General features: G+C 43.4%; 16 protein-coding genes and 3 pseudogenes. 17 read left to right on the forward strand and 2 right to left on the reverse strand.

Annotation, left to right across the window (positions count from 1 at the left end; translation table 11 throughout):
* Positions 1-8 precede the first annotated feature (8 nt).
* A complete protein-coding gene (locus MHB82_RS13960; RefSeq protein WP_249280998.1) occupies positions 9-620 on the reverse strand; it encodes a TetR/AcrR family transcriptional regulator in 612 nt (203 codons plus the stop codon).
* A gap of 207 nt (positions 621-827) precedes the next feature.
* On the opposite strand from MHB82_RS13960, the gene MHB82_RS13965 reads away from it, so the two are divergent.
* The 13 genes and pseudogenes from MHB82_RS13965 to MHB82_RS14025 all read left to right on the forward strand — a co-directional run bounded on the left by MHB82_RS13965 (position 828) and on the right by MHB82_RS14025 (position 11,242).
* Positions 828-1,880: an ROK family transcriptional regulator gene (locus tag MHB82_RS13965; protein ID WP_341174974.1), complete on the forward strand. Its 1,053-nt coding sequence runs from the start codon at positions 828-830 to the stop codon at positions 1,878-1,880.
* Positions 1,881-1,917: 37 nt separating this feature from the next.
* The gene (locus MHB82_RS13970) at positions 1,918-2,490 is read left to right on the forward strand and encodes a sugar O-acetyltransferase (RefSeq protein WP_110822257.1); all 573 of its coding nucleotides are present in this window, start codon (positions 1,918-1,920) and stop codon (positions 2,488-2,490) included.
* Between the two features lie 223 nt (positions 2,491-2,713).
* Positions 2,714-4,183 (forward strand): sensor histidine kinase, encoded by a 1,470-nt coding sequence (locus tag MHB82_RS13975; protein WP_341174975.1) that lies wholly within the window; start codon positions 2,714-2,716, stop codon positions 4,181-4,183.
* A 5-nt stretch (positions 4,184-4,188) separates the two neighbouring features.
* Positions 4,189-4,881 carry a response regulator transcription factor gene (locus tag MHB82_RS13980; RefSeq protein WP_095287261.1) on the forward strand — a complete coding sequence of 231 codons (693 nt, stop codon included), beginning with the start codon at positions 4,189-4,191 and terminating at the stop codon, positions 4,879-4,881.
* A 119-nt stretch (positions 4,882-5,000) separates the two neighbouring features.
* Complete coding sequence (locus tag MHB82_RS13985) at positions 5,001-6,509, forward strand: S-layer homology domain-containing protein (protein ID WP_341174976.1); 1,509 nt, start codon at positions 5,001-5,003, stop codon at positions 6,507-6,509.
* A 9-nt stretch (positions 6,510-6,518) separates the two neighbouring features.
* Positions 6,519-7,220, forward strand: a complete 702-nt coding sequence (locus tag MHB82_RS13990) for an ankyrin repeat domain-containing protein (RefSeq protein ID WP_341174977.1) — start codon at positions 6,519-6,521, stop codon at positions 7,218-7,220.
* Positions 7,221-8,028: 808 nt separating this feature from the next.
* Complete coding sequence (locus MHB82_RS13995) at positions 8,029-8,544, forward strand: nucleoside deaminase (protein ID WP_341174978.1); 516 nt, start codon at positions 8,029-8,031, stop codon at positions 8,542-8,544.
* A gap of 82 nt (positions 8,545-8,626) precedes the next feature.
* Positions 8,627-8,950 (forward strand): hypothetical protein, encoded by a 324-nt coding sequence (locus MHB82_RS14000; protein ID WP_341174979.1) that lies wholly within the window; start codon positions 8,627-8,629, stop codon positions 8,948-8,950.
* Positions 8,951-9,009: 59 nt separating this feature from the next.
* Positions 9,010-9,153: pseudogene (locus MHB82_RS14005) on the forward strand (GNAT family N-acetyltransferase); the annotation flags it as partial.
* 58 nt (positions 9,154-9,211) lie between these two features.
* Positions 9,212-9,355: an NUDIX domain-containing protein gene (locus MHB82_RS32095; protein ID WP_445671230.1), complete on the forward strand. Its 144-nt coding sequence runs from the start codon at positions 9,212-9,214 to the stop codon at positions 9,353-9,355.
* Positions 9,356-9,496: 141 nt separating this feature from the next.
* Positions 9,497-9,960 (forward strand): annotated as a pseudogene (locus tag MHB82_RS14015) (NUDIX hydrolase).
* Positions 9,961-10,210: 250 nt separating this feature from the next.
* A complete protein-coding gene (locus MHB82_RS14020) occupies positions 10,211-10,438 on the forward strand; it encodes a hypothetical protein (RefSeq protein WP_341174980.1) in 228 nt (75 codons plus the stop codon).
* A gap of 87 nt (positions 10,439-10,525) precedes the next feature.
* Positions 10,526-11,242, forward strand: coding sequence for a phosphotransferase enzyme family protein (locus MHB82_RS14025; protein WP_341174981.1), 717 nt, complete (start codon positions 10,526-10,528; stop codon positions 11,240-11,242).
* A gap of 38 nt (positions 11,243-11,280) precedes the next feature.
* Here MHB82_RS14025 and MHB82_RS14030 read toward each other — a convergent pair whose 3' ends face one another.
* On the reverse strand, positions 11,281-11,619 hold the full coding sequence (locus tag MHB82_RS14030; RefSeq protein WP_110822248.1) for a winged helix-turn-helix transcriptional regulator: 339 nt from the start codon (positions 11,617-11,619) through the stop codon (positions 11,281-11,283).
* Between the two features lie 209 nt (positions 11,620-11,828).
* On the opposite strand from MHB82_RS14030, the pseudogene MHB82_RS14035 reads away from it, so the two are divergent.
* From MHB82_RS14035 to MHB82_RS14050, 4 genes and pseudogenes are all read left to right on the forward strand, one after another.
* Positions 11,829-12,412: pseudogene (locus MHB82_RS14035) on the forward strand (arginase family protein); the annotation flags it as partial.
* Between the two features lie 108 nt (positions 12,413-12,520).
* The gene (locus tag MHB82_RS14040) at positions 12,521-13,027 is read left to right on the forward strand and encodes a GNAT family N-acetyltransferase (RefSeq protein ID WP_095358172.1); all 507 of its coding nucleotides are present in this window, start codon (positions 12,521-12,523) and stop codon (positions 13,025-13,027) included.
* Positions 13,028-13,276: 249 nt separating this feature from the next.
* Positions 13,277-14,029: a response regulator transcription factor gene (locus tag MHB82_RS14045; protein ID WP_095358171.1), complete on the forward strand. Its 753-nt coding sequence runs from the start codon at positions 13,277-13,279 to the stop codon at positions 14,027-14,029.
* Positions 13,998-15,653: a sensor histidine kinase gene (locus tag MHB82_RS14050; RefSeq protein ID WP_095358170.1), complete on the forward strand. Its 1,656-nt coding sequence runs from the start codon at positions 13,998-14,000 to the stop codon at positions 15,651-15,653. The genes MHB82_RS14045 and MHB82_RS14050 overlap by 32 nt, the downstream gene beginning before the upstream one ends.
* The last annotated feature ends 12 nt before the right edge of the window (positions 15,654-15,665 follow it).

Consider the following 15,665-nt stretch of genomic DNA (forward strand, 5'->3'; position numbering starts at 1 on the left):
CGCCTCTTCTAAAATCCATCTCGCAAATACGTAAACATAGAATCTATGTATTCATCAAATGAAATAGATTCTTCCTTATCTCCTGAAGGAAGCCCAGGAAGTTGTACGTGTACACTCCCATCCAGCATAGGGATAATTGCCGCACAAACAGCGCCAGCAAGAAAGTGATTATACCCCGCCGGGTAACGATCACCGAATAGTTCACTTAACATCAATTTAGCACCGTTTTGCAAGCGATTCAGCAGGGTTAGCGTATGAGGCATTAAGCTTGGATAGATCTTTGAAAGTTCCAAAATCTGATAAATTCGACGAAGGACTTCTTCAGTCAATTGCATCTTAATGAACTGATACATCACCTCCAGTGGTGTTGTATCCTCAGGCAGCTGACTGATCATTTCGAAGTATTCCTCCATTCTGTGAAAGTGTTCACCAGCCATGACCACGGCTTCTTCCTTACAGGAAAAATGATTGGCGAACGTTCTTCGCGAGTATCCGGCACGCTGCACAACATCCTCAACCACAAATCCGTCCATTCCATGCTCTAATGCAAGTTGGAATGCAGCTTCAGATAGGGCACTTGCAGTCGCTTCCTTTTTAATGGCTCGCAAACTCTGTTTCAAATAGTCTCACCTCCAGTTCCTCAATGGATTTGTGAATGGTTCTATCATATCAATTCATTGCCCATTGTGCAATTTTACCCAAAGGGTAATTTTGCTCAAAAGGAATTTAATCATTTTATTAAGACTAAGCTTGCTGAAATTTGTGGACAGCGTTGTGAAAATCAATTATGTTAATACTTAACGAAAGTATTTTCATAAGTGTGAGAGGTGAGAAGCATTACAAAAGGACCCATTACGAACAACACCATGCGAGTGAAGAAAATGAATGAGGAATTGGTGCGACAAACATTAAGGACAATGAGACAAGGTACCAAATCCATGGTTGCACAAGCAACAGGGTTAAGTGTCGCTACCTGCCGCAGCATATTAATCGATCTGTTGAATGCAGGTGAACTGGTGGAACTGGATATGGAGCAATCGAGTGGGGGCAGGCCCGCTCAGATTTATAAGTATAACGAAAACTATGCCTACATCGTGTGTCTCATCGTGAAGGCAGGAATCAGTCATCACTCTATCACTTATGGCGTGGTTAATCTGGCAGGGGAAACTGTGGAAAAAGGGGAACTGAATACGGAAACGGATCAAATGAATGAAGGCTTCATCATTCAGCTTATGGATAGCCTCATCAATAACCATCCGCAGATCCGAGCTGTGGGTATCGGTGTTCCAGGTGCTGTTCATCGAGGCATAATCAATGTGTCGGATATCCCTAACCTGGTCAATGTTCCACTGGCCGATTCCATCCGAGAAAGACATGGGGTCGAGGTTATTGTAGAGAACGACATGAACCTGACGGTGTACGGTCTATATCAGAAACAGGAATACGAAGATGAGGAGTCTATTATTGTCGCGACCTTCATTGAAGGCTCCTTACCTGGTGCAGGAATCATGATTGATGGGCATATTCACAGGGGGAACACCCAGTTTGCCGGAGAGATCGCCTTTTTGCCACTTGGCCTTTCCCATGATGAGCAATTCATGTTACTCCATAATCGAGATACGTTCCATACACTTGCTGCACGTTCAGTATCAAGTCTGATAGCCGTAATGAACCCCGAGACCCTTGCATTGACTGGCACGTTGGTACAGCCGGAGGATGTAGAGATTATTCGGAATGAATGCTTGAAGTACATACCAGAGATGCATATGCCTCAGATGAGACTATTGAATGACCCAGATGAGAATTATATGTTTGGATTAATATCAATGACTCTGGAAAGCCTCTCATATTCGCTGCAGCTTGTGGAAAAACGGAGGTAACGTGAACTATTACAATACGGAGAGGGATGTTAGATATATGGATACAAAAACGGAAAGACAGAAGATGCTCGCTGGAGAGCTCTATAAAGCTTGGGACCCTGAACTGACGCGTGATCGAGCGTACGCAAGACGGATGACTCGTATGTATAATCAGAGTACCGAAACGGATGAGGAACTTCGAACAGATATCTTGAAAAAATTGTTGGGATCAACTGGTGAGCACTTAAGCATGGAGCCTAACATCCGGTTTGATTATGGCTACAATATCCATGTGGGTGATCACTTCTACACCAATTTCGATTGCACCATCTTGGATGTGTGTGAGGTAAGAATCGGCAGTCACTGCTTGTTTGGGCCAGGTGTTCATATTTATACGGCGACACACCCGATTGATCCGTTGGAAAGAAATGAAGGGCCCGAATACGGTAAGCCGGTAACCATCGGAGATAACGTGTGGGTAGGTGGACGAGCGATCATTAATCCTGGAGTCACCATTGGCAATAATGTAGTCATTGCATCCGGAGCCGTGGTTACCAAGGATGTTCCGGACAACGTGGTTGTTGGGGGGAATCCAGCCAAGGTGATCAAGAGCATTGAAGTTTCGCAGTAATCTCCCATGCTGTAATGAAAGCTGAGAACACATATTTTTGTAACAGGTTGTTGTTATGAGATTCGTGGAAGACTGCTAAATCTGCATAATGGGATGATAGAATTAAATCAAAGCCGATATGGAGAGCGTTCCATATTGGCTTTTTTGCATCTGGGCAATTGAATCCATCTTGTGTTAACATGTGCACTAACTAATCCTATACCATGCTTATAAAGGGGAACCCATGTCCATTCGAATAAAGATGCTGCTATCCTTCACGGGCATGCTCGTGATAAGTCTGCTGTTTATCCTGCTTACGGCAAGTCTGTACACGATTGCGGCAACAGGAGATCTGCAGAGTTTTCGTGATATTTATAAGGTGCATTATCAGATCAACCCACTGACTGAACAGGGAGAATCGATCTTTCAAGAGATGAAGTTTATGGCCAAAAATGAACCGGATGAGCTGCAAAACAAAGATTTGCTGCGTGAATATGACATGAAACTTCGAGCCGAGAAGTCAGGTCTCTATGTCAGACGCGAGAACAGCCAGATCTTCGAATCGCTGACCTTCAACCAGCCTGAACTGAAGCAGGCACTGCCTGCCTATGATCTGAACAACTATCAGATACGCAGTACGTTTAATATTGGTGAACGCTTCTATGCCTATGCCAAATTTGACTTTAAGTATACGGACGGGGAACGGGGAAGCATCTTCGTCATTCGTGAACGGAGTCCTTTTGCCGAACTGACCCGTAAGCTGCTGCCCGTGATGTCACTCCTGCTCATCGGGGTGCTCATTATTGCAAATCTGCTGCTGTTCCGCTGGATTACTCGAAGCTTCATTAAACCATTGAATCAGCTGAAGAACTCCGCAGAGCAGATTAAGGAAGGGAATCTCTCCTTCAAGCTCCAGGTTCATTCCAATGATGAGGTAGGTCAGCTCAGCGAAGCGTTTGAGAGCATGCGGAACCAACTGCAGCGTTCCAATGAACTAAGGCAGCAGGACGAAGCGAATCGCAAAGAGCTCATCTCCAACATTTCGCACGATCTCCGGACACCGATCACCAACATTAAAGGCTATATTGAGGGGATTCGTGATGGCGTGGCGAACACTCCGGAGAAAATGGAGACCTACGTTAATATCATTCATTCGAAGGCAGTCAGCATGGATAAGTTGGTGGACGAGTTGTTCCTCTATTCCAAGCTGGATTTAAATCAGGAGCCTTTCCTGTTCAAGGTCATAGACCTTGTTGATTTCCTTGAAGACAGCATTGAAGAGCTGAGATACGATCTGGAGGATAACGGGGTCGCACTCGATTGGGATAACCAGTCGTCAGGTCCAGTAATAGCTTCAGTAGATCTCGACAAACTAAAACGTACTGTCGTCAATATAGTCGATAATGCACTGAAGTACATGGAGAATGAACACAAACGATTCGGCATTACACTTCAAGCAGATAACGAATGGATTACGATGGCGTTTAAGGATAACGGCAAGGGAATACCGGAAGAGGCGCTGCCTCACATCTTCGAGCGTTTTTATCGTGCAGAGCAATCTCGCAATTCCTCGACAGGAGGAAGCGGACTAGGACTTGCGATCGCCCGTCAGATTATCGATGGACACGGAGGATGCATTTGGGCAGACAGTGTGGCTGGTGAAGGTACAACGATTTATATTCAATTAAAAAGGCTCATGGACAGGGGGGAGTAGCGGAAGTGACAAGCATATTAATCATTGAGGACGAAACAACCATTGCCGAACTGGAGCGCGATTATTTTGAGCTTAACGGATTTACGGTGGAGCTCTGTCATAACGGAGAGGAAGGCCTGAAGCTCGCTCTGGAGGGAGATTATAGTTTGATCATTGTTGACCTGATGCTTCCAGGGCTTGACGGATTCGAATGCTGCAGGCGTATACGTGAGGTGAAGGAAGTACCGATTCTTGTCGTCTCTGCCAAAAAAGAAGAGATCGATAAGATCAGAACCTTTAATTTGGGGGTCGATGATTTTATTACAAAACCGTTCAGCCCAAGTGAGCTGGTTGCTAGAGCAAAGGCTCATTTAACCCGCTACGAGAGACTGCTGGGCATGAGCAAACCGGTTGAGCAGGATGAGATTCACATTCGCGGGCTTCATATCGATAAAGGATCGCGCCGCGTTTTCTTGAACGGGGAAGAGGTCGCGATTACAACCAAGGAATTCGATCTACTTGTGTTTTTGGCGAGTCATCCGAACCGTGTGTTCAGCAAATCCGATCTGTTCGAGCGGATCTGGGGTATGGATTCCAGTGGAGACATAGCAACAGTTACGGTTCATATTCGCAAGCTGCGCGGTAAGCTGGAGACCAATCCCAAAAATCCGGATTACATTGAAACCGTATGGGGTGCGGGCTACCGGTTTACCGTTTAAGTTTCGGAAAAAATTAGTTTCTGTTTATATTTTGTTAATCATTTTGACCTTGGGAGTTTCTTTTTGTCCTCTATTCTATAGATACAGGCAAGAACAACCTATAGAGGAGGAATTCAACCATGAATCCGACAACCCGAAAAATCGCTGCATTTCTGACCATATCTGCATTAGGTACATCAATATTCCCGCTTGCTGCGAACCAAGTACATGCAGCTACATACGTTACAAACGCTGCCGCAACAACGGCACAGCTTAGCAGTCAGCAGATCGACACTGCCATCAAGGAACTGAACAGCTTGGGAATCATGAACGGATATGCCGATCAATCCATGGGTGAACAAAGAGCCATTACTCGCGCAGAACTAGCTTCACTAGTGTATAAAACCTTCAGTCTAGAAGACAAGACGGGAGATAGCGTAGATTTAACAGACGTTAATCCGGCTGCATGGTATGCAACTTATGCAACAAAGCTCGTTGAACTGGGCATCATGGAGGCAAATGACGGTCAATTCAATCCGCAAAGCCAAGTTTCCGATGCCGAACTTGAGCAGGTTGTATCCAAAGCGATGCAGCGTGACGTGAAATCCATTCACCATTGGATGAGCACGTTCTATGCCGAGAACGGGTCGTCTACCCGCGGCGAAACAGCGGTGCTGCTGAATACGGCCCGCCAAGCCATTCCTTCTGAGCAGGCTAAGATCGAGAGTGTACGATCATTGAATGCCATTACGCTGATCGTGACTTTTGATAAACCACTCACAGCAGCAGATGAAGTATTTGCCAAAGCACAAACGGATTTTGCGCTAAGTGGCGGATTGACGTTAACCAATATGCCTCGCCTGAAAACAGGATCCATTGCAACTTACATCGTTCCAACATCTGTTCAAAAAGCAGGTGAGGTGTATAACCTTACTTATAAAGGACAAGATGCGGGTTCCTTCGAAGGCAGTGGAACAAAATTAAATATGACGAAAGTTAGTCAAGTAACGAACGATACGTTCGAGATTGAAGCGTTACAGGAAAACGGTGTAGTTGATTACGGTTATATCATCTCAGCTTACAGTGGTGGTCGAGGGGCAAATGCGTTCGTGCTGGACGACCAGGAACAAGCTGGAGGACAAACGTATCAGATTATCTCTTCCATGCAAGCAAGACAAGTCATGATTACGCCGGAAGGCGGAGAACCGATCGTTGCCAGATATGTTCCGTTTACGCAATCAACAGACGGCAAACAAGAACCAAAGTTCAGATTGCCTGATGGACAGACCCTGCAATCCGGTGTCCAATATACCGTATCTTCGGATTGGGCGAACATCGATAATGCGACATTCACCGCACAATCGTTTGATGCGCTGCAAGTTGCAAGTGCACAGGCGGTGAGTGAAACATCCATTGAAGTTACACTTGCACAAGATCCTGGGGATGAGCTCTTTTCGGGCCGAAGTGTAACGTTAACCTCCCCGAGCGGTGATACCCTGACGGCGACATATAAATATTCAAGCCGGAAAGGTGCAACAGGAGTTTTCGATCTCGTTAACGATGGCAAGTTAAGTCCAGACACGACCTATGAAGTCAGCCCAGTGGGGGATTGGAGTGTCGCTTCGGAGGTAACCGTAACGCTACAGTAAGGAGGCAGTATGAGCAAGTCAATATTGATAGCTATTCTAATCAGCACGGTGTTCGTCATCCAAGGCTGTGCTCCGGCAGTAAATGACAACTCCATAGTGGAGGAGCAGGCAACTTCCCTGAATGAACAGCTTCTAGAAGCGGCGGAGGATTCAAACCCTGAGAGGATCGAAAGACTAATCCAAGAGGGTGCCGATATCAATGCTCAAGATAATAGCGGAAGAACAGCTGCGATGATTGCGACCTACAACCATGATCTGGCATCGGCTCAAATCCTGATTGAAGCTGGTGCAGATGTTAACATACAGGACGATATGAAGAACAACCCGTTTCTGTACGCTGGTGCTGAAGGGTACTTGGATATTTTGAAGCTCACAATTGATGCTGGAGCCGATCCATCGATGACGAATCGATATGGAGGAACAGCACTGATTCCCGCTTCAGAGCATGGATATGTGGATGTGATACGGGAGCTTCTGACTGAAACTTCAGTGGATGTGAATCATGTCAATCAATTGGGCTGGACGGCATTGCTTGAAGCGATCCTTTTGAACGATGGGAATGCACGGCAGCAGGAATCGATCCAGCTACTGATTGACCATGGAGCAGATGTGAATCTTGCGGATGCTGATGGTGTATCGCCACTGATCCATGCCAAGAAGAAGGGCTTCAAGGAAATCGAGGAGATTCTGCTTCAGGTAGGTGCGAAATAGAGTAAGGGAAGATCGATAGTATGTAAAGAAACAGCATTGCAACGTAGCATGTGGATTATCTATTATGCATATGATTGTAGAAGAAGTCGCCGATGTGGCGGCTTTCTTTGTTTTAGGGATAGAAGTTTGAAAGTTGAAATGAATTCATTCCAATCCACTCGTTTTTAGGCTTTGCAATCGCAAATGTTAGGCTGATGGGTGTTAGATATACCTTTTCATTTATAAAAATATATCTTTATTGGTGTAATATGGGTTATCATTTGAGAAGATTAAATCTTGCGGTGTGAATTTTAGGCGGAAAGGAACGGGAAAGTGGAAAGAACATTTAATACGGTTTATTCAAGAGTGAAACGGAATTTGATAACGATGTCCATGATGGGAATTTATTTTTTTGTTAGTCTCAACAGGAGCGATGAGCGATGGTCTACGATTTTTCTCGCGTTTTTTACCATATACGTTTTGACTTATATCATTGTGCTGTTAAAAATGTTATTTACGAAACTAACGTTTACGTTCGGAACAGATTACGTTGTTTCCTCGAAGGGAAAGAAATTCGAAGCTTCTCAAATCAAGTGTATCTACATGAATAACCAGAGAATTGGTTTCAAACTGCATGGCCGGTGGTTAGTGCCAATGGAATTATGTTTCTTTTTTGATAAGAATGAAGAACGCGAAGGGTTACAGCAGCTTCACCAATGGGCAGAGCACAATAAGTTAGAAGTGAAAAGGAGATTCTTTCAGACATTGACGTAATATATCGGATGATAATAGTTTCATTCAGCTCAATCTCAATGAGGTAGGTGTGAACATGGATCGAGACCGCATGTATCTTCTAAAAGCATTTGAACAGGCTGAAATGGCAAGAGATGAAGGAACCTTTCCCATTGGCGCAGTCATTGTTGATGACCATGGTGAGCTCATCAGCGTTGGCAGGAATAAAGTATTCTCCCAATGTGACACAACCGCTCATGCGGAAGTAGAAGCAATTAGAAAAGCAGGTTCATACATGTTGGATATGAAGAGCAAGAGATTCAACCAGAATAACGTTTTAACATTATATACAACTTGTGAACCTTGCCCTATGTGCAGTTGTACCATAATGATGACATTCTCAATCAAGCGAGTGGTGTGGGCTGCCAACGATGTAGCTATGGGGGCAATGCGCAAGTTTACAGAAGAATTTTTATTGTTGGATCAATTCAAAGACATATCTATTGAAGCTGCTCCATATAAAGATCTCGAAGTGAGGCAAAGAAAACTAATGGCGGATTTCAATACAAGTCGTGGTTATGAAAGCACAGACTGGCATTTGGAAAAGATGTAACAAAAAATTTTAAGAAATAGTCAGGACAATACACATAAACCTATGTCACCTTTAATCTAATAGATGGTTGAAAGGATTTCTTATGAAAAAAATGCTGTTCTCTATACTATTACTACTTTTTCTTTGTGGATGTAGTAGCAATCACTTTGATCAAAAAACATGGTTTAACGAACCAGAGAAAAGAAATAGTATGGTGCATAGCCTGCTAAAGCAGTTTGAACTAATAGGCATGACGGAGACGGAAATTATTGACTTGCTTGGAGAACCTGCACAAAAAGTAGACGAGCCTTCTCGTCAATATGTTTACTATTTGGGAAGAGCGGGATTAGGAGTAGATGATCGCTTGTTACGACTTCATTTTAATAAAGAAGGTGGAATTGAAAGTCATGAGGTTACTAACGATTAGATCGTTTGCGACATAAAGTCATGGAAGATCTAAATTATGAAAGGAGGGATCAACTAATCGTGATAACACTCAGAAAGATTACATTGGATAACCGACGTACGATCTTTAACTTAGAAGTTGCAGAAGAGCAGCAAAAATATGTGGCATCCAATCTTTCAAGTGTAGCTTCGTGTTTTGTTTTAGCAACCAATGGAGGCTCGCCTTCATCGGGGTTGCAACGAGACATGAATCTCGCGAAAACATATCAGAAAGGAACACTTAATGAAAAAACATCCTAAACATAGATTAACTGCTGTAGCAGTTGTAATAAATGAGGAGAATAAGATCTTACTAATCAATGGTCCCAAAAGAGGTTGGGAAATGCCAGCAGGCCATGTTGAGGAGGGAATTGAGAACATCAAGTGAAAGTATCGAGTTAGGTTATTTCGATATTGAGAATGCGAAGAGAATGGTGACTTGGCGATCTTTTAAAGAACAAATTGAGTATTGTACTCATCATAAAGATCCGTTTGTGTTTGAGTTCAATCACTAGAGAGCAGAGGGACCATGGATTATATAAAATGGATTAGAAATAAGGTCGGAAAAGATATGATTATTCTAAATTTTTCAGGCGCGATTATTGAGAATGAGGCACAAGAGATTCTACTTCAGAGAAGGCGGGATCGAAATGCGTGGGGGTTTCCCGGAGGCGCAATGGAACTGGGAGAATCAGCGCAGCGGTAGAAACAGCAGTTAGAGAAATAAAAGAAGAAACAGGTCTATTCATATCCATTGGGGAACTAGTTGGCATATATACAAAGTATTTTGATGAATATCCTAATGGTGATAAGGCTCAGACCATTGCATTTATGTATCACGGAAAAGTGATCGGTGGACAATTAGCTGCTTGCAGTGAAGAGAGCCTTGAGCTGAAGTTTTTCCATCCTGACTTTATGCCGGAGTTGTTTAACCAGCAGCACAAAGATGCTTTTGACGACTTTAAAAATAACCGTATAGGGGTTACTAGATAATCTGATGATATGAAGTTACATAAGATATGGCCACATAAGACAATCTTTCAATATGCCTGGGAATTAATTAAAACCATGACAGTCCTGATGTCATGGTTTTTCTCATGGTATGAGGAATATATGAATCCCCTGACAGGTAAAAATCGGTTTCTAATGAAACGTTACCTATATCCCAAACAACAGGATACCTATAATTATTCATATGAGGAACATGACCAAATTAACGAACGAAAAGGAGTAAAGAAAACAAATGAAAGACTTTTTTCGATATGACACGATGGAAGAAAAAGAATCTATGCTGGCTAGAGCCAGAAATGTGGCACTAACTGCATTACAGCAGTATGATTTGGCATGGGAACGCATTCAGTTTATACACTTATCCGATACGATCACGTACAAAATTGAAACAAGTACACCCGATTCTTATTTGCTTCGGATTCATTCCGATCGTTGGAGCAAGGAAGAAATACAATCCTAACTTCTATTTCTTCAATCCTTGAATGCAGTGAATGACATTCATGCCCCAGTGGGGATTGCCTCTCTTACAGGCTCTCATGTCGTAGAGATGGATACAATTAAGGGTTATAGACGACCGTATGTTACGGTGATGAAGTGGGTGGAAGGGGAGCATATAAAGGGTGAATTGACGGGAACTATTGTAACTAGAATGGGAGAAATGATGGCCAAGCTTCATGAAGCTGTTTCGGGCTTTACCTTACCTTCCAACTTTGTACGTCCGGTCTGGGGAGCAGACGCTTTTCGAAATGAGCTGGTGAAGCTTGAACGTTATTATAACCGATTTTTGTCCGATCAAGCCTGGACGGAATATCAACATGCTATCGAGAAAATATTAAGCAGACTTGCTGACATGGACAAAAATGAACAAAACTATGGAATAATTCATGCTGATTTGCACGCCGATAACATCGTTTTCAAAGATGGTCTCCCGTATCCAATCGATTTTGGAAGATGTGGCTTTGGCTATTTTCTCTATGATCTGGCAGGTAGTTTAATTGGACTTTATCCCAGAGAACGAATGACCTTTATCCAAGGTTACGAGAACGTGAGAAAACTGGGAACAGATTATCTTCGAGACTTGGAATGTTTCTTCATTATGTTCATGATTGAGAACTACTGTCATCACGCCTCTAATCCAGAAGAAACGTCAAATTTAGTGGATGAACAACCATATGCTCAAGCATTAATCAGAGAATTTTTAAAAGGAAACCCTTTTTTGTTTGTTCCGATTGAACCAGTGGACGTGGGTAAGGTTCAACAGTGAATTGCAAACAATGAAATCATTGAATCGCTAGATACGAGTTAGGGTTGATTCCTAACTCCCCATTCACATAACTCTTCCATAATCGGCAGCAAGCTCTCTGCCTTAGCGGTGAGACTGTACTCGACCTTGGGTGGAACTTGCGGGTACTCCTTCCGGTTCACCAGACCATCGGCTTCCAACTCTTTGAGTTGTGAACTTAGCATTTTATAGGTTATCGCTCCAATTTGCCTCTTCAAGTCATTGAATCGAACGGTTTGACCTTCAGCCAGAAGGTAGAGGATCACCATCTTCCATTTACCTCCGATGACAGACACTGTATAACCAAAAGGGGTATCCTGAATGTTCTTCACTTTACCTTTATATTCAGCCATGCTCATACGTACACTATCCTTCCGGGTAGTACTTATCATTAAAGTGCGTACTACGATTATCTTTTCGTTCAGTTTATACTAGCCTTACTTTCAAGTAAAGGTGAGTATCATATTTCTACAAAAACAATACGCTTGCTCATGCCGCAATGGCAGGGGGGACAACAATCCTGACATTCTTTTGGAGCCGAACTTTTAGCCTGTCTGGCACCCGATAAATTTGGATTGATGCACACAGTGATCTGGTTCGATATGTTGGCTATGATGACGGACATACGCTGCCACTCGGGAATCTTCTGGTGAGGGAGACGAGGAGTTCTCGAGACATGTGAAGGTTCCTTTGAAACCCGAAAATATCTTTATGGCTGGATTGGCAGTTCCTACAGAACAAGAGATGGAAGTGATTTCGGAAGCATTTGAAAGATTGGGTGTATACACTGAGGAATCAGATAGAGAAGTCATTCAAAGAATGGGAATCAAAACAGCCGGAACAGAGGAGTTATCCAACAGCACAGAAGTGATTAAAGAATGGATCAGAGAAAGTGGGATCAAACATCTCGCTATCCATATTGATCTGGATGTGCTGGACCCCCAAAAATTCCGTTCTCTACTATTTGCTAACCCTGACGAACCGTATGTTTTCTCACCTGCCGGAAGCATGCAATTACCACAACTTCTGCATTTGCTTAAGGAGCTGTCGGAAGAAACAGAGGTCGTGGGACTGGGTATAACCGAGCATATGCCGTGGGACGCGATTCATATGAGAGATCTACTCAGCGAGATACCGATATTAAATACGTAATTGTGCAAAGATTCGAACATAGGTGTGGCTAACATTCTATCGGAATATTTGATACGATGTAGGGAGTCTGAATTAATTGAATAGAGAGCTAAGAAAGGCAGGCTGACCATGAATCTTATCTTTCCGAAAGTTAGTACACCTGAAGAAATCGCTGAGCTGTCCCGATTGGCCGCCGGAATTTGGCAGGAATACTACGTATCCATTATTACGCTTGAACAGATTGATTACATGATTCAACAATACCAATCGGTATCAGCTGTTACAGAACAAATCCATGAGCAGGGCTATGAATATTATTTCATGCAACGTGATGATAAGCCTGTAGGATATATGTCTGTAAGAGTAGAGGAAGGAAAAATGTTTCTGAGTAAGTTTTACATCGGGAAGGAACATAGAGGCCAAGGCTTTGCCAGCCTGGCGTTCGCTTTTCTGGAGCATCAATGTATAGAACGAGGCATTAACCTGATCTGGTTGACTGTCAATCGCCATAACGAATCAAGTATTGCTGTCTATGAGAAAAAAGGATTCAGGACTGTCCGGGAACAGGTTGCGGATATCGGCAATGGGTTTGTCATGGATGATTTTGTTATGGAAAAGGCAATCCACGTTTCTTAAACGAAGCTTTCAGGTCAGTTCAATAGGATGAGTCAAACGGTGAATGATGTATTGATCATCTTGAGAGAAGAAGTCGCTTAAATAGCGGCTTCTTTTTATTTAATAAAACACGGATCTGAAAATACACATATTAATGAAAGCCCTTTCTTCATTCTATGATATACTACGTTGTAACTGACAACCCATGAATAACGAAGAGATATTTCTGCTGGTTATCCTCTCACTTTCACGCGCAAAGGAGATGTCTGGATGTTTAATGTTCTTGTTGTGGATGATGAGTGTGTTCAAAGAGAAGGAATCAAGGATTTGATCGCCCTGTATGGATTTCCTTTTCACATCATGGAAGCGGAGAACGGAAAGAAAGCAGAGCAGCTATTGATACGAAATGCAATCGATATTTTGATTACCGATGTCAAAATGCCGCTCATGGACGGACTGGAACTTAGCAGGATCGCACGCAAAACACAGCAAAATATCGATATCGTTATTTGCAGCGGGTATGATGAGTTTGAATATGCACGCAGTGCCCTAAGGCTCGGTGTCGTCAATTATTTGCTCAAACCGCTTATGAAGGAAGAGTTTTTGCAGGTGATGGTGGAGATTACGAAAATGAGTCCTTACGCTGGGAAGCCTGAGCCTGAAACGATGGAAATGAAGGTGATCCGACAGGTGAAGGACTATGTGAAGGATCATTATCAGAAAGATATCTCTCTAACAGAAGCAGCTCACGACGTGTACCTGTCTCCAGGATACTTAAGCATTCTGTTTAAGAAAGAAACCGGAGAGAACTTCTCCAAATATCTGACGGATTACCGGTTGAGCCGTGCGAGCCATCTGCTTGTTCACTCCAATATGAAAATTAATGATGTTGCGGTGGCTGTCGGCATTGACAACCATTCATATTTTGCCAAGCTGTTCAAAAACAAGTTCGGCGTTAGTCCGTTACAGTTCAGAGAGTGCGGGGTGCTTCATGATCGGGTGGATCAAGAGCAGGTTCAATGATATCAGGTTCCGCAACAAATTATTGCTGTCTCATCTGGTCATTGCCCTCATTCCCATTCTTTTGCTTGGGCTGCTCTCTTTCATTCAATCCTATCGTATTCAGATGAGAGAGCTGCGAAGCGAAGCTGAAGCAAGCATGGAACAGGTAGCCAGCATTATGGATTACAAAATCAATCGTTACAATACGCTTAGTGAGTTTATGGTACTTAATCGAGATTTCTCACAGATTTTTACCAAAGACTACGATGAAAATTATTATCAGATGTACCTGGATTTTCGTGACATTATGGAGCCGATGATCTCGAACATCAAAATGATGGACGATGATATTGAAGGGATCACCTTCTACACATCCGGAGAACTGCTCGGAATTCGCAATAACATATTGCCGATAGGGGAGCTCAGGAGCAAGGCGTGGTACGATGGTTTCCGGGGCAGACGCTGGATAGTGGACGGAGAGAAGCTCTACCTGGTTCAGGAACTGATCAGCAATCCCAGAGACAGCAACTTTATGGTCATATCCATACAGCATGACAGCATTTTTGGAGATCTGGATAATCTGTCTGAGCACGTATCCGTTCATATGGAAGATCCGGATCAACATATCATTTTTCAGGAAAAAAGAAAGCGGATTGGTGCAGTCGATTTGGAGAAAAGGGAAATAACAGACCTGAGCTTAAGCCGATCCCTTGCCAGCAATGGCTGGACGATCTACTACAATTTGCTGAATACCAATGCCTACGCGAATGCAATGAGCATTTTTCAAATCACATTATTCGTCATCATCCTCAGTCTGATCATAACCTTTCTGCTGATATATATCATCTCCACTAACTTTACACGCCGAATTCTTCGCCTCAAGACCAAAGTCGACAAGGTGGAACGAAACAATCTGGATGTGATCATTCAGAGCTCCTCCCGTGATGAATTTGGTGAGCTGACGAATGGGATTGGGAAGATGCTCAGAAGGATCAACAGTCTGATCTCACAGGTCTATCGCGCTGAGATCGCCAAGAAGGAAAGTGAATATAACAGGCTGATTAGTCAGATTAATCCTCATTTTCTGTATAATACACTCTCATTTATCAGATGGAGGGCCGAGAAGAAGGCCGATATTGAAACAAGCTATATGGTATCAGCGTTAGCACGTTTCTACAGAACGACGTTGAATCAAGGAAGGCATATGACCACGATTGAGGCTGAGATTCAGCATATTAAGGCATATCTGGACTTGCAGCTCATTATGAATGATGGTCTGTTTGACGTGGATTATGATGTTGACGAAGCGGTACAGCTGGAACAAGTCATTCATTTTGTGCTGCAGCCGATTGTGGAAAATGCGATTAAGCATGGTTTTGTAGAGGCAGCAGCGAAGGATTACTGCATTCAGATTACGGTCCGGCGAGTGAGCGAAGGCATCAGTTTAGCTGTTACGGATAATGGCGTAGGCATGACCTCACAGCAGATCACACAGCTGTTAACCAGTGAAAATGGAGGCTGCGGTGTGCGCAATGTTAATGACCGAATGAAGCTCTATTACGGGCAGGACTATGGGCTCGTTATTCGTAGTGAACCCGGTTGTGGAACAGAAGTATCCATGGTGATTCCGGCATCTTCACCGTAAGCAGCAGGAATA

Origin of the sequence: Paenibacillus sp. FSL K6-2862 (assembly GCF_038005125.1) — a bacterium.
GTDB classification, from domain to species: Bacteria; Bacillota; Bacilli; order Paenibacillales; family Paenibacillaceae; genus Paenibacillus; species Paenibacillus illinoisensis_A.

Excerpts from the sequence above, each read along its gene's own strand:
- MHB82_RS13985 (WP_341174976.1), top strand. The coding sequence starts at position 5,001 with ATGAATCCGACAACCCGAAAAATCGCTGCATTTCTGACCATATCTGCA.
- MHB82_RS32095 (WP_445671230.1), top strand. The coding sequence starts at position 9,212 with ATGAAAAAACATCCTAAACATAGATTAACTGCTGTAGCAGTTGTAATA.
- MHB82_RS13975 (WP_341174975.1), top strand. The coding sequence starts at position 2,714 with ATGTCCATTCGAATAAAGATGCTGCTATCCTTCACGGGCATGCTCGTG.
- MHB82_RS14000 (WP_341174979.1), top strand. The coding sequence starts at position 8,627 with ATGAAAAAAATGCTGTTCTCTATACTATTACTACTTTTTCTTTGTGGA.
- MHB82_RS14040 (WP_095358172.1), top strand. The coding sequence starts at position 12,521 with ATGAATCTTATCTTTCCGAAAGTTAGTACACCTGAAGAAATCGCTGAG.
- MHB82_RS14030 (WP_110822248.1), bottom strand. The coding sequence starts at position 11,619 with ATGAGCATGGCTGAATATAAAGGTAAAGTGAAGAACATTCAGGATACC.
- MHB82_RS14025 (WP_341174981.1), top strand. The coding sequence starts at position 10,526 with ATGGATACAATTAAGGGTTATAGACGACCGTATGTTACGGTGATGAAG.
- MHB82_RS14050 (WP_095358170.1), top strand. The coding sequence starts at position 13,998 with ATGATCGGGTGGATCAAGAGCAGGTTCAATGATATCAGGTTCCGCAAC.
- MHB82_RS13990 (WP_341174977.1), top strand. The coding sequence starts at position 6,519 with ATGAGCAAGTCAATATTGATAGCTATTCTAATCAGCACGGTGTTCGTC.
- MHB82_RS14045 (WP_095358171.1), top strand. The coding sequence starts at position 13,277 with ATGTTTAATGTTCTTGTTGTGGATGATGAGTGTGTTCAAAGAGAAGGA.
- MHB82_RS13995 (WP_341174978.1), top strand. The coding sequence starts at position 8,029 with ATGGATCGAGACCGCATGTATCTTCTAAAAGCATTTGAACAGGCTGAA.
- MHB82_RS14020 (WP_341174980.1), top strand. The coding sequence starts at position 10,211 with ATGAAAGACTTTTTTCGATATGACACGATGGAAGAAAAAGAATCTATG.
- MHB82_RS13970 (WP_110822257.1), top strand. The coding sequence starts at position 1,918 with ATGGATACAAAAACGGAAAGACAGAAGATGCTCGCTGGAGAGCTCTAT.